At 69.5% G+C, this 19,102-nt stretch carries 16 protein-coding genes; 14 read left to right on the top strand and 2 right to left on the bottom strand.

What is annotated here, in order from left to right:
* Positions 1-58 precede the first annotated feature (58 nt).
* From QHF85_RS13685 to QHF85_RS13675, 3 genes are all read left to right on the top strand, one after another.
* The gene (locus QHF85_RS13685) at positions 59-1,060 is read left to right on the top strand and encodes a tetratricopeptide repeat protein (protein ID WP_281327600.1); all 1,002 of its coding nucleotides are present in this window, start codon (positions 59-61) and stop codon (positions 1,058-1,060) included.
* Positions 1,057-2,085, top strand: a complete 1,029-nt coding sequence (locus QHF85_RS13680; protein WP_281327599.1) for a hypothetical protein — start codon at positions 1,057-1,059, stop codon at positions 2,083-2,085. The genes QHF85_RS13685 and QHF85_RS13680 overlap by 4 nt, the downstream gene beginning before the upstream one ends.
* Before the next feature lie 73 nt (positions 2,086-2,158).
* The gene (locus tag QHF85_RS13675) at positions 2,159-3,286 is read left to right on the top strand and encodes a hypothetical protein (protein WP_281327598.1); all 1,128 of its coding nucleotides are present in this window, start codon (positions 2,159-2,161) and stop codon (positions 3,284-3,286) included.
* Here the strand turns inward: QHF85_RS13675 and QHF85_RS13670 are convergent.
* Positions 3,283-3,834, bottom strand: coding sequence for a hypothetical protein (locus QHF85_RS13670; protein ID WP_281327597.1), 552 nt, complete (start codon positions 3,832-3,834; stop codon positions 3,283-3,285). The genes QHF85_RS13675 and QHF85_RS13670 overlap by 4 nt on opposite strands.
* 81 nt (positions 3,835-3,915) lie before the next feature.
* Positions 3,916-4,680, bottom strand: a complete 765-nt coding sequence (locus QHF85_RS13665; protein ID WP_281327596.1) for a hypothetical protein — start codon at positions 4,678-4,680, stop codon at positions 3,916-3,918.
* 644 nt (positions 4,681-5,324) lie between these two features.
* Here QHF85_RS13665 and QHF85_RS13660 point away from each other — a divergent pair.
* The 11 genes from QHF85_RS13660 to QHF85_RS13610 all read left to right on the top strand — a co-directional run bounded on the left by QHF85_RS13660 (position 5,325) and on the right by QHF85_RS13610 (position 19,096).
* Positions 5,325-6,950, top strand: coding sequence for a 2Fe-2S iron-sulfur cluster-binding protein (locus QHF85_RS13660; RefSeq protein WP_281327595.1), 1,626 nt, complete (start codon positions 5,325-5,327; stop codon positions 6,948-6,950).
* Positions 6,947-9,274, top strand: a complete 2,328-nt coding sequence (locus QHF85_RS13655) for a molybdopterin cofactor-binding domain-containing protein (protein ID WP_281327594.1) — start codon at positions 6,947-6,949, stop codon at positions 9,272-9,274. The genes QHF85_RS13660 and QHF85_RS13655 overlap by 4 nt, the downstream gene beginning before the upstream one ends.
* 7 nt (positions 9,275-9,281) lie before the next feature.
* Complete coding sequence (locus tag QHF85_RS13650) at positions 9,282-10,277, top strand: FAD binding domain-containing protein (RefSeq protein ID WP_281327593.1); 996 nt, start codon at positions 9,282-9,284, stop codon at positions 10,275-10,277.
* 148 nt (positions 10,278-10,425) lie between these two features.
* The gene (locus QHF85_RS13645) at positions 10,426-11,409 is read left to right on the top strand and encodes a hypothetical protein (RefSeq protein WP_281327592.1); all 984 of its coding nucleotides are present in this window, start codon (positions 10,426-10,428) and stop codon (positions 11,407-11,409) included.
* 214 nt (positions 11,410-11,623) lie between these two features.
* Positions 11,624-12,742 carry a hypothetical protein gene (locus QHF85_RS13640; RefSeq protein WP_281327591.1) on the top strand — a complete coding sequence of 373 codons (1,119 nt, stop codon included), beginning with the start codon at positions 11,624-11,626 and terminating at the stop codon, positions 12,740-12,742.
* A 233-nt stretch (positions 12,743-12,975) separates the two neighbouring features.
* Positions 12,976-13,332 carry an NADH-quinone oxidoreductase subunit A gene (ndhC, locus tag QHF85_RS13635; RefSeq protein ID WP_281327590.1) on the top strand — a complete coding sequence of 119 codons (357 nt, stop codon included), beginning with the start codon at positions 12,976-12,978 and terminating at the stop codon, positions 13,330-13,332.
* Entirely contained in the window at positions 13,320-13,907 is a 588-nt protein-coding gene (gene nuoB, locus QHF85_RS13630) for an NADH-quinone oxidoreductase subunit NuoB (RefSeq protein WP_281327589.1), read from the top strand. The genes ndhC and nuoB overlap by 13 nt, the downstream gene beginning before the upstream one ends.
* Entirely contained in the window at positions 13,904-14,485 is a 582-nt protein-coding gene (locus tag QHF85_RS13625; protein ID WP_281327588.1) for an NADH-quinone oxidoreductase subunit C, read from the top strand. Before nuoB ends, QHF85_RS13625 begins: the two co-directional genes overlap by 4 nt.
* 3 nt (positions 14,486-14,488) lie before the next feature.
* Positions 14,489-15,703 carry an NADH-quinone oxidoreductase subunit D gene (locus tag QHF85_RS13620; protein WP_281327587.1) on the top strand — a complete coding sequence of 405 codons (1,215 nt, stop codon included), beginning with the start codon at positions 14,489-14,491 and terminating at the stop codon, positions 15,701-15,703.
* Between the two features lies 1 nt (position 15,704).
* Positions 15,705-17,330, top strand: coding sequence for a molybdopterin-dependent oxidoreductase (locus QHF85_RS13615; protein WP_281327586.1), 1,626 nt, complete (start codon positions 15,705-15,707; stop codon positions 17,328-17,330).
* Positions 17,327-19,096 carry a complex I subunit 1 family protein gene (locus tag QHF85_RS13610; RefSeq protein WP_281327585.1) on the top strand — a complete coding sequence of 590 codons (1,770 nt, stop codon included), beginning with the start codon at positions 17,327-17,329 and terminating at the stop codon, positions 19,094-19,096. The genes QHF85_RS13615 and QHF85_RS13610 overlap by 4 nt, the downstream gene beginning before the upstream one ends.
* The last annotated feature ends 6 nt before the right edge of the window (positions 19,097-19,102 follow it).

The following is a 19,102-nucleotide window of genomic DNA, read 5'->3' as shown; positions in this document are numbered from 1 at the left end:
TCGCTCTCGCGTGGAGCTCGTGATGCGCGTCACGCGCGGGACCGGTATACTGCCGCGCGTGATCCCGAGCGTTTTTCTCGCCTCGATCCTCCTCGCGTCCCCGACGTCTCCCTCGAGCGGACAAGGCACGAGCCTCGTCGCCGCCGCGGCCGCGTCGGGTCGTCCGCGGGAGTGCGCCTCGACCGTCCGGCGTGGATTGTCCCGACGTCCCACGGTCTGGGAGCTCGCGCGCGCCCCGGAGCTCGGGCGGTATTGCGACCTCGTCGCGCGCGCCAAGGCGCTGCTCGTCTCGGACCCGGCCGCCGCGAAGAGCGCCGCCGAGAACGCCGAAAAGGTGCTGCCCGGCCATGCCGCTCCGCGCGTGCTCCTCGCGCGCGCGGCCCTCGCGCTCGGCAAGGTCGACGACGCGGCGCGTGAGTTCGAGGCCGCGCGCGCCAAGGACCCGCGCAGCGTCGAGGACCCGCCCACGATGCACGACCTCGCGGAGGTCCTTCGTCGCACGGGCAAACTCGAAGACGCGCTCGCCGTCTACCGCGCGCTCGTGCCGCGCATCGATCTTCTCGGCTCGTCCGATCGCCGCGTCGCCGTGCTCCTCGAAGCCGCGCACGTCTCCATGGCCGTCGCCGCCACGCGCGCCGCCGCCGGAGCTGCGCCCGCCGAGTCGCCTTCCACCGAGCCGAAGCGCGCGCCGCTCGACGAGGCCGCGGCGTATCTGCGCGAGGCGCGCCAGCGGCCTCCGAGCGCGCTCTCGGGCGACGTGCTGCTCTCGCTCGTGCTCGTCCTCGATCGCAACGGCGATCGCGTGCAGGCCGATGCGGCCCTCGCCGATGCGCGCGCGTCCGGCGTGCGCCTGCGCGCGGGCGGACCGAGTTACCTCGCCGCGGCCGAGGACAAGGCTTGCCTTGAAGCGCTCGCGGCCGAGGGCGCGGCCGCGGTCAAACTCTGGGAGACGTACCTCGCGGGCCCCGGCGGCAAGACCCCGTGGGCGGCCTCCGCGCGGGCGCGGCTCGAAGCCACGAAGAAGGCGCCGCGACCCGCCGGCGCGAAGGGGGGAACGTGAAACGAAGGTTGTTCCGCGCGGCGTTCGTCGTGGCCGCGCTCGCCGCCTCCTTGCCGCTCGCGCGTGAGGCGCTCGCCGCGCCCTCCGTGTGGACGCAGGCGCGTGATCCCGCGGCCGCGTCGCGCGCCTCGCTCCTCGAAGAGGCCGATCAGTTCCTCCTCAAGCACGACCTCGCGCAGAACGAGTCCATGTTCGACGCGAGCCCCGCCGTCGACCTCCTGCGCATGCGGGACGTCTACCTGCTCGAAGCGAAGAAGCGCCTCGACCAAGCGGGCGGAGCGGAGAGCCCCGACCCGCGCGTGCGCTTGCGCTTGGGCCACGTGCTGCGGAGGCTCGGTCAGGATCGCAGTCCCCCGAACCCGGGCCGCCTCGACGAGGCGATCCGCGTGCTGCTCACCGTGGCGCACGGCAGCGCGCCGCCCGCGATCACGAGCAACGCGTGGAACGAGCTCGCGATCGCCTACGCCGTCCTCGGCAAGCGTGATCAAGAGGTCCACGCGTACGGCGAGGCGCTCGCGCACGAGCCGCTCGGCCATCACCGCGCCGTCCTCTTCGCCAACCGCGCCGAGTCGTACATGGGCATGGGCCGCCTCGACGACGCCATCCAGGGCTATCGCGAGGCGCTCCGCTCGCTCCTGCCGATCGAGATGTTCCAGTACGGCGTCACGGCCCTCTGGGGCCTCGCCGTCGCCACCGATCGCGACGGTGATCTCGACGGCGCGCTCGCCTCGATCGCGCTTGCCCGCGCCTATGATCGCGACGATCGCAAGATCCACGAGCCGAGCTGGTTCTTCTCGCCGCCGCACGACGAGGCCTGGTACGAGGCGCTCGGCGCCTGGAGCACGGCGCGCTCCAGCGACCTCGGCGCCGTCCGCGCGGAGGCGTACACGCGGGCCATCGACGCCTGGGAGGCGTACCTCGAACGTGCGCCGGACGACGACCGCTGGGCGCCGCTCGGCCGCGTGCGCCTCGAAGCCTGCAAGAAGGAGCGGGAACGGGTCCTGCAAGCGGCGCGACGACGCTGAGATCGTACGGACCCCCTTTACGGTGACCCAAGGACGCTCCACGCTCCACTGTCACCACGGCGGAGGGCGTTCGTTGAAGCGGGATTCGCTCTTCGAGGAGTCGGTAGTCTGGTCGGGGCGCCCCAAGGCCGTCACGTGCCCGGTGCTCTACCAGATCGCGGCCGTGATCGCGGGCCTCGTCTCGGCGATCACCACCGCGTCCGCCGTCGTCGTCGCCACGGCGCTCGGATCGAGCCCCGGCGCGCTCCTCGCGTTCGCCGCGTGGATGGCCATCCTCTCCGTCGCGTTCGCGCTCGGCCCCAAGTGGTGGCGCAGCGAGCTCGAGTTCGTCGTCACGGAGCGCCACGTCATCCTCCAGCGCGGCCGCCTCCGCCGCATGATGGATCGCTCGGCGATCAGCTTCGCCCGCATTCATTGGGACCCGAAGCGCCCTGGCATCGGCGACCTCGAGCTCGTGCGCGCCGTGCCCACAGGCGCCTTGCGTCGCCGCCTCGCGATCGTCTTCACGGGCCTCGTCGCGCCCGACCGTGTCTGGGCCATCGTCCGCGGCGTCACGCCCTCCACGCCCGCGGGCGACGGCCAGCGCCTCCTCGCGCAGCGCCTCGACGACGGCGAACGTGTCCTCTGGTCGGGCCACCCGCCGGACGGCTTTCGCAAGTGGCTCCCGTCGAGCGGCCGCGCGGCGCTCGGCCTCGCGCTCGGCCTTGGCCTCTTCGTGGCGGCGGTCGTCTCGTCGAGCCACGCCGTGCACGCGGCACGCACCGTCGTGCGCGGCGGCCTCTCGCCCGCGTCGCTCTCCTTCTTCGCGCTCGTCACCTCGCTCGCGCTCACGATCCTCCTGCTCGTCTCGGCGGGCGCGTTCGTCGTGTATGCCTCGATCGTCCGGCCTGCGCGGCTCGAAACGCGGACGCGTTACTGGGTGACGAACCGCCGTGTCCTCATCCAGCGCGGCGACGAGGAGCTGCACCTCGAACGCACGCGCATCGTCGACGTCATCGACAGCCCCGCGGCGGGGGGCCTCAACGACCTCTTCCTGGTCCTCGACGGCCCGCGCGCGCGCGCCTTCGCGTCGAGCGGCGCGTTCGGCGAGCGTGACGCCGAGGGCCTGCAGCCGGTGCTCCGCCGCATCAACGACCCGGAGGCCGTGCGTCGGATCATCCTGCGGGCCCCGAGCGAGCCTGCGATCCCGTCCGTCGCTTAAACGCCCGGCCCGCGCGCCTTTTCGAGCATCGCCCGCGCGCAGGCGATCGCGTCGTCGGTCGCGGGCGGGTTTGCGCGCAGCTCCATCGCGTCGGCGTTCATCGAGACGAGCCACGTTCCTTGCGGGAACGAATCGATCCATCCGGTGAGGGCCGCGATATCGATCGCCGCGCCCTCTTCGTTCTCGATCACGAGCTCGACGCCGCCCGGCGTGACCAGCGTCGGCGTCTCGCCGGGGAGCCCGTCGCGCCATTCGAACACCGTCCGCACGGGCGTTCGTACGTTCACGCCAGCGGGGAAACCGGCGGGGCCTTGGGCTTCGAGCTTCATCCAGTCGATGAGCTTTTCCCTTTGGAACATCCCCGCGATGAGCGCGGGCGAGCCCATCCACAACGTGACGTCGTCCGTCGTGCCTTCTGGATGCAGTCGGAAGGTCGTGGGGATCTCGGCGTCCTGCGCGGCGACGAACCCGAGGGCGTCCGCGACGGCGTTCGCGCGGGCGGCGCTTCTTTCCTGCGCGCGCCGCTCCGCGCGCGGACGCGGGATCATCCCGAACGCCGTGACGAGCAGCAGCGCGAAGAGCAGGGCGCCGAGGATTCCGAGGAGGAGGGGGATGACGATATGGATGGATTACGCCGGAATCGCGACGGCGTCACCTCGAACCGGCGGGGTGCGCACGGCGGGCGCGTCTTCCTGGACCTCGTCGTCCGTCACTTCGACGTCCTTTCCGCTGGGCGTCGTGCGCAGGAATCCGAGCTGCCGGAGCAGGCCGCGCTGGGTGATGGCTCTCCGCGCGATCGCGCTCCATTCGAGGTACCAGGCCCAGAGCGCCGCCTCGGCCTTCTCGAAGCTATCGTCTTCGGCGGCGATCTTCTCCAGATCGGGCATCGGCCCGTCGACGTTGCGGAGTTTTTCGAGCAGCGCCTTGGCCTCGTCGACCACGGTTTCCGTCAGCCCGCGCTGGGCGAGCAGCGCTCGGGCCTCTTTCCCCGCCTGGCCGAAGCCACCGTCCCATTCGGGACGGTCGATGGCTTCGAGTCGTTCGAGGAACGTGCCGACCGAGACGATGACGGCCATGCCGTCGGTCTGGGAGAGGTTGCGGAAGACCTGCGCGTCAATCTTCGGCGCGTGCCGCTTCAAGGTGGCCTCTGCGATGACGAACCATTGATTCTCCCAGGCGTCGAGGGCGCGCAGGGCATCGGGGTCCGTGTTTTGCGGCGCCTCGACGACGTCGAGCTTCGTGCGCGTCACGTTCTTGAGCAGCGTCCACCCCTCGTCGAGGTCGACGTTCGTGAAGCCGTGCCGGGATAGCGCGGCCGCGATTCGCGGATTGCGCAGCGCGATGAGGAGCTTGAGAACACGTTCAGCCTTCTGACCAATGGTGAGCCTTGCCATGACGGAACCTCCCTGTGGGGTCTGGGCTTATAGGGAGTTCCCGCTGGGGACGTTTGTGACGCTCCGCGGAGCGACGCAATCTTGCTCCGTCCGCCGCGTCCCCTGTTCCGGGAGGCAGGTCCCCGTGGGGAATCGGTCGCCGGAGGTGGGGATCCGCGTGCGGGAGCGGGGGAGTGTAGGGGCGGATACGGGGATCCGGTGTCCGGAGCAGGGGATCGAGCTCGGGGAGCAGGGGATCCGCGTGCGGGAGCGGGGGAGTGTAGGGGCGGATACGGGGATCGAGGGTTCGGCGCGGGGGATGTGCGTCGCGCGGGCCGTTCCTCGTTCCAGGCCTGGCCGTCGGTGGGCGGCATGGAGGCGCTGTTCGTGCGGCTCACCGAGGTATCCGGGTCCTCATCATCGAATTCGTGGATGGTGCGCGCATTCTACGACCGGTGTTTTTCGAGGATGCTCATGGCCTTCCTTGCGTCGAAAGGGATTGCAGCCGTTCCAGTAACGTAACGGCTCCAGCCGATCGCCCTCGGACTGGAATCGAGTTCCGCCGCACCGCGCCATACGCTTTTCCCTGTACGTCCGCGCGATCCCGCGTCCCGGACCGACCTGGTTCCGTGGTACGAAGCTTCCGTATCAGCCCGGGGGTTCGCATGTACGACTGGAACGACAGCGTCCCGTTCGTCGATGAATCGGGCCGCGCGATTTCCCTCTCCGGTGGTCCCGTGCAGCGCGACTTCGCGCGCAGGGGGCGGCCCGTGAAGGTCGTCGACGAGACGCTCCGCGATGGATTGCAGAGCGCGGCCGGCTACCAGCCCGACGTCGCGCAGAAGATCGATCTGCTCTACGCCATGGCCGCGATCGGCGTCGACGTCGTCAGCGTCGGCCTCCCCGCCGCCGGCCTCTCGAATGCCGAGGATTGTTTCCTCCTCTGCCGCGAGATCGTCCGCTCCAAGCTCGGCGTCATCCCCACCGCCGCCGCCCGCACCGTCGTCGCCGACGTCCACGGCATCGCCCGCGCCGCCGATCGCGCCGGGATCCCCATCGAGGTCTACGCGTTCATCGGTAGCTCCCCCATTCGCCTCGCCGTCGAAGGCTGGGACACGGGCTTCCTCCTCGGCGCCATCACGTCGGCCGCGCGCGAGGCCAAGGCTGCGGGCCTCCCGTTTTGCCTCGTCACCGAGGACACGACCCGCTCGAACCCCGACGTCCTGCGCACCCTGTACAGCGCCGCCATCGACGCCGGCGCGAGCAGGATCTGCCTTTGCGACACCACGGGCCACGTCACGCCGTACGGCATCGAGGCGCTCGTCGATTTTGCAAGGCGCACCCTCGACGAGCTCGGCGCGCGGCACGTCGAGCTCGACTGGCACGGGCACAACGATCGCGGCATCGGGCTGCCGAACGCGCTCTGGGCCGCGGCCTCGGGCGTCGATCGCGTGCACGGCACCGGCCTCGGCGTTGGCGAGCGCGTGGGCAACACGCCCCTCGAATTGCTCGTCGAGAACCTCGGCCTGCTCGGCGCGCGCACGCGTGTCCCCGAGGCGCGCCTCGTCGAGTATTGCGAGCTCGCCTCGCGCGCGCTGAGGTATCCCATCCCCGCAGGGCACCCGATCGCCGGCGCGGTCACGCGGGGCGCGCGTTACGAGGTGCGCCCCTACCGCGCGACGCACGAGGAGGCGCCCGCATCCGAGCCCCCGAAGCCCATGGAAAAACTCGTCCCGATGTGCATGAAGATCGGCGGCAGCGCCGTCCCGCTCGCGGTCCCCGCGCGGAGGACGCTCCTCGAAGCGCTGCGGTACGACCTCGACCTCGTCGGCACGAAGCAAGGCTGCGACAAGGGGGATTGCGGCGCGTGTACGGTCGTCGTGGACGGCGTCGCGACGCTCTCGTGCCTCACGCTCGCGCTCGACGTGGACGGCAAGGAGGTCTGCACGGTCGAGACGCTCGAAGGCGCGCCGCACATCGACGCGCTGCTCGACGGCTTCGACCGGCTCGGCGGCGGGCAGTGCGGCTTCTGCACGCCTGGCATGCTGATGACCGCGACCGCGCTGCTCGACCGGAACCCGCGGCCCTCGCGCGACGAGATCAAGTGCGCGATCGCGGGCAACCTCTGCCGCTGTACGGGCTACGGGAAGATCGTCGACGCGATCGAGCTCGCGGCGAAGATCCGTCGCGGCGAGGCGGAGGCGGGCGTGGGCCTGCCGGGGATCGAGAACACGCCCCCGCCGTTGCCTTCGAACAAGAGCTCGCGTGAGGGGAAGCAGGGCGAGCGATGACGGACACGCGAAAGCCGAGTGAGCTCCGGGGCCTCGTCGGCAGCCGCACGCGCACGCTGCTCGCGCCGCGTGTGACGGGGCAGGTCCGCTACACCGACGACATCCACCTGCCGCGCATGCTCTGGGGTCGGATCGTCCGCAGCCCGCATCCGCACGCGCGCATCGTGCGCATCGATGCGTCACGCGCGCTCGCCAGGCCCGGCGTCCTCGCCGTCATCACGGGCAAGGACATGCCCGAGCGCTTCGGCATCATCCCGTGGACGCCGGACGAGTATCCGCTCGCCCTCGACCGCGCGCGCTTCATCGGCGACGCCGTCGCCGCCGTCGCCGCGACCGACGAGCGCCTCGCGCACGAGGCCGCCGAGCTCGTCGACGTCGAGTACGAGATTCTGCCGGCCGCGACGGATCTGCAGACCGCGATCGACAAACCCGAGGTCGGGCTCGGCAAGGGCGGCAAGGACAACGTCTCGAAGGAGGTCGACCTCGCGTTCGGGGACGTCGACGCCGCGCTCGCCGAGAGCGACGTCGTCATCGCGGGCGACTACTACTACGAGGGCAGCGCGCACGTCCCGATCGAGACCCACTGCGCGATCGGGAACCTCGACAAGAACGGCCTGCTCACGGTCTGGTCGACGACGCAGGTCCCGCACTACCTGCACCGCGAGCTCTCGCGTGTCCTGCGCGTCTCGCCCACGCGCATCCGCGTCATCCAGCCGCCCGTCGGCGGCGCGTTCGGCGGCAAGAGCGAGCCCTTCTCGCTCGAGTTCTGCGCGGCGAAGCTCGCGATGATCACGGGCCGCCCCGTCAAGTTCCTCTACACGCGCGAAGAAGAGTTTTACGCGCATCGCGGCCGGCACCCGATGCAGATCCAGATGAAGGTCGGCGCGAAGCGCGACGGCAAGCTCACGGGCGTCGACGCGCGCACCTTCATCGACGGCGGCGCGTACTCCTCGTTCGGCCTCGTCACGACGTACTACTCGGGCCAGCTCCTCACGCTCCCCGCATTCGCCGACACGTACCGCTTCCGCTCGACGCGCCTCTTCACGAACAAACCTCCCTGCGGCCCGAAGCGCGGCCACGGCAGCGTGCAGCCGCGCTTCGCCTTCGAGGTCTCGCTCGACAAGATCTCCCGCGCGCTCGCGATCGATCCGATCGAGCTGCGAAGGAAAAACCTCGTCCCGCCGAACACGACGACGCTGAACGGCCTGCGCGTCACCTCGAACGGCATCGAGCAGTGCCTCGACGCCGTCGAGAAGGCGAGCGGCTGGAAGGAGCGCTGGGGCAAGCTGCCGAAGGGGCGCGGGCTCGGCGTGGCCACGAGTGCGTACATCAGCGGGACGAACTACGCGATCTACCCGAACGCGATGCCCCAGAGCGCCGTGCAGCTCAAGGTCGATCGCTCCGGCGTCGTGACGGTCTTTTCAGGTCAAAGCGAAATCGGCCAGGGCTGCGACCTCATGCTCGCCGTGCTCGTCGCCGACGAGCTCGGCCTGGATCTCGGGTCGGTGCGCGTCATCTCCGGCGACACGGACCTCACGCCCGTCGACCTCGGCGCCTACTCGTCGCGCGGCACCTTCATGAACGGCAACGCGTGCCTCATGGCCGCGCGCGAGATCAAGAGCAAGCTCGTCGCGGCCGTCGCCGAGAAGCTCGACGTCGATCCGCGGAACGTGCTCGTCACGCGCGGCGCGCTCGTCGTCGTGCACGACCCTTCGCGCGGCGTCTCCGTCACCGAGGCCATCCAGCTCGCGGAGGCGAAGTTCGGCACGCTCGGCGCCGTCGGCCACTACAACACGCCGAAGCTCGGCGGCGAGTACCGCGGCGGCACCATCGGCGCCTCGCCCGCGTACTCGTTCACGGCGCACGTCGCCGAGGTTTCGGTCGACGCGCGCTCGGGCATCGTGCGTGTCGAGAACATCTGGGTCGCGCACGACTGCGGCAAGGCCCTCTGTCCCACGATCGTCGAGGGGCAGATGGAAGGATCGGCGTACATGGGCGCGGCCGAAGCGCTGCTCGAAGAGCACGTCATCGGTCCCGACGGCCTGCACAAGGGGCCGAACCTGCTCGACTACCGCATCCCGACGAGCCTCGACGTGCCCGACCTGCACGCGCTCATCGTCGAGTCCGAGGATCAAGAGGGCCCGCTCGGCGCGAAGGAGTCCGGCGAAGGCCCGCTGCATCCGTCGATCCCGGCCATCGCGAACGCCATCTTCGACGCCGTCGGCGTGCGCATCGACAGGCTCCCCTTCTCACCCGCGCGTGTGCTCGCGGCGCTTCGGAAGAAGCAGGCCGACGAGAACGCGCGTCACGCCGCCGCGGAGTGAGGTCACCGTGTTACCGCTGCCCGTCTTCGATCATCACAAGCCGAAAACGCTCTCGGCGGCGCTCGATCTGCTCGCGCGCCTCGGCGACAAGGCCGTCGTCCTCGCCGGCGGCACCGACGTCCTGCCCAACATGAAGCAGGGGCTCGTCGAGCCCGAACACGTCGTCTCGATCGCCGGCATCGAGGAGCTGCGTGGCATCTCGCTCGTGCGCGAGGGGGACGAGGACAAACTCGTCGTCGGCGCCGGCGCGCGCCTCGTCGAGGTCGAGAGCTCGATCCTCGTGCGTCGCGTCGCGCCTGCGCTCGCCGAGGCCGCGGGCCAGGTGGGCGGTCCGCACCACCGCGCCATGGGCACGCTCGGCGGCAACATCTGCCTCGACACGCGCTGCCGCTACTACAACCAGACCTACTTCTGGCGCAAATCGCTGGGCTTTTGCCTCAAGAAGGACGGCACGGTCTGCCACGTCGTGCGCGGCGGTTCGCGCTGCGTCGCCGCTGCATCGAACGACACGGCGCCCGCGCTCATCGCGCTCGACGCCGATCTCCATCTCCTCGGCCCGCGCGGCGCGCGCGTCGTAAAAGCCCACGATTTTTACGTGGCCGACGGCGTGAAGAACACCGTGCTCGAACCCGGTGAGCTCGTCGTGCGTGTCTCCATCACGCGCCAGGGCGGCCGCCGTTCGAGCTTCGAGAAACTTCGCCGCAGGAATGCGATCGACTTCCCGCTGCTCTCGATCGCCGTGCGGCTCGACGTCTCGGGCGTGGAGACCACGCGTGTCGACGCCGCGGACGTCGTCGTCTCGGCGCTCGGCGCTCGTCCGCGCCGCGTGCGCGCCGCTGCGAAGATCCGTCCCGGGACGCCCTTCGACGTCGCTGCCCGCGAGCTCGCCGAGGGCGCCTACGCCGAGTGCAAACCTCTGCCCAACGTCGACGACGACACCGAGTGGCGCCGCGAGATGGTCCCCGCTCTCGTCGAGCGCGCCGTCACTCGCCTCGAAGGCTGAAGGCCGAGATTCCAGGCCGTTTGCGATCTCGCCCGCCGGGATTTCTGCCTCCCAACGGTCCCCCACGCCGCATGCAGGGCGTGATCCCCGCGCGCCTCCCCAATTCCTCCCTTGCGGCGCCGACGCGCGCGGACCAAGGTCCTCGTAGGTGCGCTTTCTCCCGTTCGTCCTCGTTGCCACCGGGCTGCACGTCTTCATCCCGGTCGTCGCTCGAGTCGCGCCGCGGCCTCAAGGACCGCTCCTCGCGATCTCGTCCGGCATCGCGCGGCGCATGGAGATCGACATCGAGGACGTTCCGATCGAGCCGATGCGCCAGGACGAACCTCGTCCCGAGCATGAGCCGGATCCGGCCGTCGCGATGAACGACACGCGCCCGCGCACGACGGACGCGATCGACCCGCGTGTCGTGGATCCGACGAACGCGCAACCGAACAGCACCGCCGAGCCGCAGCAGGTCGAGCCAGTGCCGACGGCGGCGCCTTCGGCAGGCCCGCCCGACGAGTACGGCGCGCCGCCTCCGGTGGTTGGAGGCCCTGGGATTCCCGGGATCGGCGGCCCCGTGTGGGCGATGCCCGGCGTCATCCCCGAGACGGGCAAGCCGAAGCCTGCGCCGACCACGGTCGGGCCTCCGCCGGAGGTCGATCGCAAGATCGCGGGCCGCTTGATCAGCGACACGATGCGCGAAAAGGATCGACAGCTCGGCCTGGATCTGCCGGGCGCGGGCACGATCGCGAGCGTCGTCTCCGATGTCGTGCGCGGCTCGGGCACGCCCGACGTTTCGCGCGCGACGCTCGAGGTGCGCATCGCGCCCGGCGGCCGCGTGGCGAGCGTGCGTGTCGTGCGTTCGTCGGCGGGCAACGCGGGCGACTGGACCGCGGTCGCGGGCGCCGTCAGCGGGCGGCTCGCGAGCCGTCAGTTCACGCTCCCGGAGTCGTACGCGCAGGGCGCGATCGTGATGGTCGAGGTCGTCTCGCAGCTTCAGATGCCCGACGGCAGCACGGGCGGCACGAACATCAACAAGGGCGGTTCGAGCGACAGCCTCGGCGGCAGCGTGAGCTTCGACGTGGCGAACATCGGCGCGCGCCCCAAGCGTCACGTGCGCGCCTCGGCCAGCGCGCGCCCGGCGACCTGATCCACCCGACCTCGCAAACGCGCAAAATTCGCGTGCGCGGCGTCGATTGGTGGGCCCGCCCCCCGGTTCTCGGGTCCTTTGTGGCAAGCGCCACAAAATTCTTCGCAGAAGGGGGCTTTTCGTCGACCCGATGGACGGGCAACACTGGGCCCTGCGACGACCACGGGCGGTGACATCCCGCGCGCCTCGTGCGACTCTCCCCAATCTCCCGCTCATGGCGAAGGAACGAGTTTTCTCTCTCGATGCGGTCCGCACCGACGGCTGGTTCGAGCGCATCGGCGACGGGATCGGCAGCTTTCAGGCTCTCTGCGACATCGTCGGCGAGACGTTCTTCGCCTTTTCGATGATCACGGGAGCGCGCATCACCGCGCTCACGGTCGACCGCCGCAACCCCGACAACACCCTCGTGGACTTCGTCATCGCGCCTCCGGGCGACGAAGAAGAAGACAGCGAGGTGCAACGGCTGACGCTGGCCGATTTCCGGCATCGGCTCGTCGGCGCGCTCCTCACCGAGGACGCGACGCCCGGCCCGCCCGAGCGCGACACGGACATCGAGGCGCTGCAGCTTCACATCGGCGTCCGCTACCTCCTGCTCGCGCCGCTCTTCGGCTACAGCCTGCGCAAGCTCTACGTCGACGGTCGCACGTCGAGGCTGCTCGTCCTGCGCGACGGCCTCGAACAGACCTACGAGCTCGGAGAGTTCCGCGCGCGCATCCGAGCGCACGTGCGCGAGGAGCTCGAGCGCGCTTCGGCGGGCTCGCGCTCGGCGATCGATCTGACGCGCGTGGCGGAGGCCGAAGCGGCGAGCCAGCGCAATGATTGGTCACGCGTGGTGCAACTGCTCGGCGCGTGGCCGGCGCCTCTCGCGATCTTCTTGCGCACGCCCGAGGGGCAGATGCTCACGACCGATGCGCGCGCGCTCATCGCCAAGGGGCTCGGCCTCCTCGGCACGGCGTGCGTCAAGCTCGGCGAGGAGCATCAAGGCGAGGAGGTCATGCGCCTCGCGGTGCAGTACGCGCAGGATGGGGCGGCGGCGGCGGACATCTTCCGCCGGCTCGGGGAGGCGCAGCTCGAGAACGGGCGTGCAGGGGAGGCCATCGGCGGGCTCCGGCGCGCGGCGAGCCTCGGCGCGCCGCCCAAGCTCATCTGGCCGCTCCTCGCGAAGGCGTACGTGAAGCGTCAGCGGTACGTGGCGGCGTTCGCGTGCGTGCGAGAGGCTCGCGCGGCGGGCGTGCCCGACGCGGAGCTCATCGAGGAGATCCGCGAGATCGAGACGCGGCTCGGCACGGCGCTGACGGCGTTCCGTGGCCTCGTGCTGAGCTCGAGGAGTTGACCGAGATCGGCAGGGCCCCATACCCCCCTGGCCGCCCAATTGACACCCCAGAAGCCCAAAGCTACATAGCCGCGGCGATTGTGCCGAGATCGCACGGTTTTCGCGGCATCTCGGAGCCTGCCAGCGCCCGCTCGTGATCGCGAGCGATCGCGAGAGAGGGCCCACCTTCTCGGCCGGCACTACAACCGGAGTACATCGCGTACCCGGAGCACCCGGAGCACCCGGAGCAAACGATGTCCACCTACGTCCCCCTGTTCCTGCTCTTCATCGTGGCGGCGGTCCTCGCGGGCGCGCTGTTCACGATCAGCACCCTGCTCGGGCCGAAGAACCCGACGCCGGAGAAGATGATCCCGTACGAGTGCGGCAGCGAAACGACGGGCGGTCGCTTCGTGAAGCCGAGCGTCAAGTTCTACCTCACGGCGATCCTCTTCGTGGTCTTCGACATCGAAGCGGTGCTCATCTACCCGTGGACGGTGGAGTTCAAGAACCTCGGCTGGATCGGCCTCGCGACCATGGGGTCGTTCATCCTCATGCTCGTGGTGGCGCTGCTCTACATCTGGAAGAAGGGAGCCCTCGAATGGGAGAAATGACCTCTGGCGGCGCTGGCACGACGATCCAGGTCCTCGAGGGATCGGAGACCGGGTTCGCGACGACGCGCTTCGATGCGCTCTTGAACTGGGCGAGGAAGTACTCGCTGTTCCAGTACCCGTTCATCACGGCGTGCTGCGCGATGGAGTTCATGGCCATGGCGAGCCCGCGCTTCGACATGGCGCGCTTCGGCGCCGAGGCGCCGCGCTTCTCGCCGCGCCAGGCGGACCTGCTCTGGGTCGTGGGCACGATCAGCCAGCGCCAGGCCCCCGCGCTCAAGCGCATCTACGAGCAGATGGCGGACCCGAAGTACGTCTTCGCCTTCGGCACGTGCGCCTCGTGCGGCGGCTTCTACGACAACTACACGACGCTCGCGGGCATCGACAAAGTCGTCCCCGTCGATGTGTACGTCCCTGGCTGCCCCCCGCGCCCCGAGGCGGTGATCGACGGCCTCCTGCTCCTGCAGGACAAGATCGCGCGGGGTGATCGCACGCCCGCGATCGTCAAGCCGCGCCGCGATCCCACCGTGCAAGCGGGCAACCTCGTCAGGCTCGGCAAGAAGAACACCGCAACATGAGCAAGCGCGTCCTCGAAATCCTGAAGAGCAAGTTCGGCGACGACATCTACGAGACCCACTCGCAGTTCGGCGACGACACGGCCGTCGTGAACCCGCAGAGGTGGCGTGAGATCGCGCGGTTTCTCCGGGACGATCCGCAGTGCGCGATGAACATGTTCGTCGACCTCACCGCCGTCGACTACATCGGCCGGCAGACGCCGCGCTTCGAGGTCGTGCTGCATCTGCGCTCGATGGAGCGCAACCAGCGCATCCGGCTGAAGGCGCGTATCGGCGACGACGAGGCGAACAACGTGGAGATCGACTCGGTCGTGCCCGTGTGGAAAGGCGCGAACTGGTTCGAGCGCGAGTGCTTCGACATGTTCGGCGTGAACTTCAAGGGCCACCCCGATCTGCGGCGGATCCTGATGTACCCCGAGTTCGTCGGGTACCCGCTTCGCAAGGACTACCCGGCGGACAAGACCCAGCCGCTCGTCGAGCTGCGAAATGTCCCCGACAAACTGCCCCCCTTCAGCACCGACGAGGGCATGCCGTTCGGGCGTCAGACCCACGACTACCCGCGGGGCGAGGAGACGAACTGAGTCATGGAACCCTTGGATCGTGACCTCGAGGAGGGACTCCTCGAGCTGCCCAGCGAGCCGATGATGCTCAACATGGGCCCGTCCCACCCGGCCATGCACGGGACGGTGCGCATCGTGCTCGAGCTCTCGGGTGAGGTGATCCAGAAGGCCGACGTGCAGATCGGCTACCTGCACCGCGGCTTCGAGAAGATGTGCGAGCGGGGCACCTGGACGCAGATCTTCCCGTACGTCGACCGCTGCAACTACGTCTCGCCGATGCTGAACAACGTGGGCTTCGCGCTCGCGGTGGAGAAGATGCTCGGCGTGACGGTGCCCGAGCGCTGCCAGTACTACCGCGTGGCGCTCGGCGAGCTCGCGCGCATCTGCGACCACATGATCTGCTCGGGCGCGATGTGCATGGAGCTCGGCGCGTTCACGCCGTTCCTCTACTTCGCCCGCGCCCGCGAGATCATCTGGGACATCTTCGAGGAGGAGACGGGCGCGCGCGTCACGCACAGCTTCGGCCGCGTGGGCGGCATGGCGAACCCGCCGACGAAGTACTTCAAGGACATGGTCCGCGCAGGCGTGCCGCGCGTGCTGCAGCTCATCAGCGAGGGCGAGAAGCTCCTCCTGAAGAACCGCATCTTCCTCGACCGCCTCGAAGGCGTCGGCGTGATGTCGAAGGAGGACGCGCTCGCGCTCGGGTGGACGGGCGTCGTTCTGCGCGCCTCGGGCGTGCCGTACGACGTGCGCCGCGCGCACCCGTACATGGTCTACGACCGGATGGAGTTCGACGTGCCGGTGGGCACGACGGGCGACAACTACGACCGGTTCATGTGCCGCCAGGAGGAGATCCGGCAGACGGCGCGGATCATCGAGCAGGCGCTCGATCAGATGCCGGACGAGGGCCCGATCAACATCGAGGATCCGCGGATCGTCCTGCCGCCGAAGCAGGACGTCTACACGACCATCGAGGCCACCATCCAGCACTTCAAGATCGTGATGGAGGGCATCAAGGTCCCGGCGGGCGAGTGTTACTCGTACACCGAGGCGGGTAACGGCGAGCTCGGCTTCTACCTGGTCTCCGACGGCAGCGGCACGCCCTACCGCGTGCGCATCCGGCCCCCGTGCTTCGCCACCACGCAGGGTCTCGAGCAGCTCATCACGGGCCTGATGATCCCGGACGTCGTCCCGACGTTTGGTTCCCTCAACATGATCGGCGGGGAGTGCGATCACTGAGATGGCTACGATCAAGATCGACGGTCGCGAGATCCCCTTCGAGCAAGGGGAAACCATCATCAAAGCGGCGCACCGCGCCGGCATCGACATCCCCCACTACTGCTGGCACCCGGGCCTCTCCGTCGCGGCGAACTGTCGCATGTGCCTCGTCGAGGTCGCGCCGCCTCCCGGCCGTCCCGCGATGCAGCTCGACATCCTGCGCTGGGATCCGGAGAAGAAGGACTACGTCCCGGCCCGCAAGCCGAAGCTCGTCCCCGCCTGCCAGCAGGCGTGCGCGCCCGGCATGGAGGTCCTCTCCGAGGGCAGCGAGCACGTCGAGGAGGCGCGCGGCGCGGTGCAGGAGCTCTTGCTCCTGAACCACCCGGTCGACTGCCCGATCTGCGATCAGGCGGGCGAGTGCCGGCTCCAGGACTACTGGCTCGAGCATCAAGGCACGGGCAAGCGCATGAACCAGGAGGTCGTGCACAAGCCGAAGGCCGTCGATTTCGGGCCGACCATCGTCTACGACGCCGAGCGCTGCATCGTGTGCACGCGCTGCGTCCGCTTCACGGCCGAGGTCGCGAAGGATCCGGTCCTCAGCGTGCGCGAGCGCGGCAACCTCAACGAGATCGTCGTCTCGCCGGGCCGCGAGCTCGACCACGACTACACGCTCATGACGGAGCACGTCTGCCCCGTCGGCGCTTTGACCTCCAAGGACTTCCGCTTCAAGGCGCGCGTGTGGTTCCTCCGCAGCGCGCGCACGGTCTGCCAGGGCTGCGCGACGGGCTGCAACGCGTACCTCGACTACGATCCGCGGACGAACGTCCCGCATCGCCATCGCCCGCGCGACAACGAAGAGGTCAACAAGTACTGGATGTGCGACGAGGGGATGCTCTCGTACCGGCGCGCGGTCGAGGGTCGCCTCGGCGCGGCGCTCGTCGGCGGCGAGGACGCGAGCCTCGAAGAGGCGCTCGCGGCGGCGAAGGATCAGCTCGCGGGCATCAAGGATGATCCGGGCCGGGTCGCCATCGTGCTCAGCGCGCAGCACTCGAACGAGGACAACTTCGCGCTCCTCAAGCTCGCGCGCACGTTCATCGGCGCGAAGGACCTCTACGTGTCGGGTCGTCCGCTCGGTCGTGGCGACAAGATCCTCATGAGCGAGGACAAGAACCCGAACACGCTCGGCGTCATGCAGCTCGCGGGCGCGCCGGCGCCGAAGCCGATCGCGGCGCTCTTCGACGCGATCAAGGCGGGCAAGTACTCGTTCGTGATCGCGCTCGGCGGCGAGATCGAGGTCGACGGCAAGGACGCGGAGAACGCGCTGTCGAAGCTCAAGGGCGTGGTGACGATCGCCGCGCACGACGGGCCGCTCGCGCGCGCCGCGCACGTCGCGCTGCCCGCGACCGCGTGGGCCGAGCAGGACGGCACGTACGTCAACCGCCAGGGCTTCGCGCAGAAGAGCGAGCGCGCGCTCAAGCCGCGCGGCGACGCGCGACCCGGCTGGGAGCTCGTGGCGAAGCTCGGCAAAGAGCTCGGCTACGCGATGACCGAAAAGACGCTCGCGGACGTGCGTCGGGCCATGACGCCCGAGGCGGCTGCCGCGAGCCGTGACGCGGATCGGGCCGCGAAGCCCGAGGTGAGCGCATGAGCCTCGTCGAGATCGTCCTCGCAGTCGTCAAGATCCTCATCCTCGCCCTGTTCTTCTTGAACATGGCGGCGCTCAGCACGTGGGCCGATCGTCGGCAGGGCGCAATGGTGCAGGACCGCGTCGGCCCGAACCGCGCGGTCGTGCACCTGCCGAACATGGTGGCGCGGGGCATCGTGCTCCTGCCGCCCGCGCTCTTCGGCGTGCTCGCGATCTTCTCCTCGCTCGGTCAGATCGCGGGGCGCGCGGCGGTCGAGCGGTTCACCGTGAACGTGCAGCTCACGATCCTCGTGGCCTGGTTCAGCCTGCTCGTGCTCTGCGCGAAGGTGCGCAGCACCGGCGCCATCAACCGCGCCGAGCAGATGTTCGAGGACGTGGACCCGCGATCGATCTTCTTCGCGGGCCTCGGCGTGCACGCGATCGGCCTCGTGGTCGGGCGCTTCGTGCCGCAGGCGGCGTGGCCGCTCGCCGCGCAGGTCTCGGGCTTCGTGCTCGGCGGCGTCTTCCTGATCGTCGCCCTCTACGCCACCTCGCGCGTGCCCGACGGCCCGATCCCGCTGCGCCTCGCCGGCACGCTCCACGCGCTCGCCGACTCGATCAAGATGATCTGGAAGGAGGACTTCATCCCGAAGAACGGGGATCGCCTCCTCCACGGCCTCGCGCCGGTCCTGGCGGTCTTCTCGGCGCTCGCGGTGATGGCCGTCATCCCCTTCGGCAACGACCTCTGCTTCGCCGACGGCAACAAGAACGGCACGCTCGACTTCTCGGACCTCACGAACCTCGTGGCCACGGTCCCCGCGAGCGGCGCTTGCAACGGCTTCCGCGTGAAGCTGCAGATCATCGACCTCAACGTCGGCATCCTCTACGTCTTCGGCATCGCGGGCACGGGCATCATCGGCGCGGCCATCGCGGGCTGGGCGAGCGACAACAAGTTCGCGCTCCTCGGCGGCCTGCGCGCGTCGAGCCAGATGGTCTCGTACGAGGTCGCGATGGGCCTCTCGCTCGTCGGCCTCTTCCTCATCTACGGCAGCGTCCGTCTGAGCGACATGGCCGTGTGGCAGGGCCAGAACGCGTGGGGCGTCTTCGTGCAGCCGCTCGGGTTCGTCCTGTTCCTGACGGCGCTCTGCGCGGAGACGAAGCGCGTGCCCTTCGATCAGCCCGAGGGCGAGAGCGAGATCGTCGCCGGCTACTTCCTCGAGTACTCGGGGTTCAAGTGGGGCATGTTCATGACGGGCGAGTACATCGAGCTCGTCTTCTCGAGCGCCCTGCTCGTCGCGCTCTTCTTCGGCGGCTACGCGCTGCCCTTCGTGCACCCGGACGGCATCACGGTCGCGTTCGGCAACACGGTGCTGTTCCAGTACAAGATGACGCACCTCGCGGTGAGCCTCCTCTCGGCGGTCGCGTTCTTCGGCAAGACGGTCTTCGTCACGTGGGTGCAGATCTTCTTCCGCTGGACGCTGCCGCGCTTCCGTTACGACCAGCTCATGAAGCTCGGCTGGACCAAGCTCCTGCCGCTCGCCATCGCGAACATGATGGTGACGGGCGTGGTCGTCCTGGCGCTCCGCAACGCGGGCCCGGAGGCGGACGCGTGGGTCAAGCTCCTCGCGGACATCACGCAGGGCGTCGTCGCGGTTGCCACGCTCGCGGGCTTCGTGGCGGTCGTGGTCGGGTTGCTCGAGCCGGTCGAGCGCAAGAAGTTCCTCGCCTCGTCTGCGGCGCGCTTTGCGGCCGCGGTGGGCGGGGTCAAGCCGGAGCCTCAGCAGGCCTGAGAGGAT

The sequence above is a fragment of the Polyangium sp. 6x1 genome, assembly GCF_029946515.1.
In the GTDB taxonomy this organism is placed as follows: Bacteria; Myxococcota_A; Polyangia; order Polyangiales; family Polyangiaceae; genus Polyangium.
Note: the sequence above shows the minus strand (reverse complement) of the source record. Positions and strands in the feature narration are given on the sequence as shown.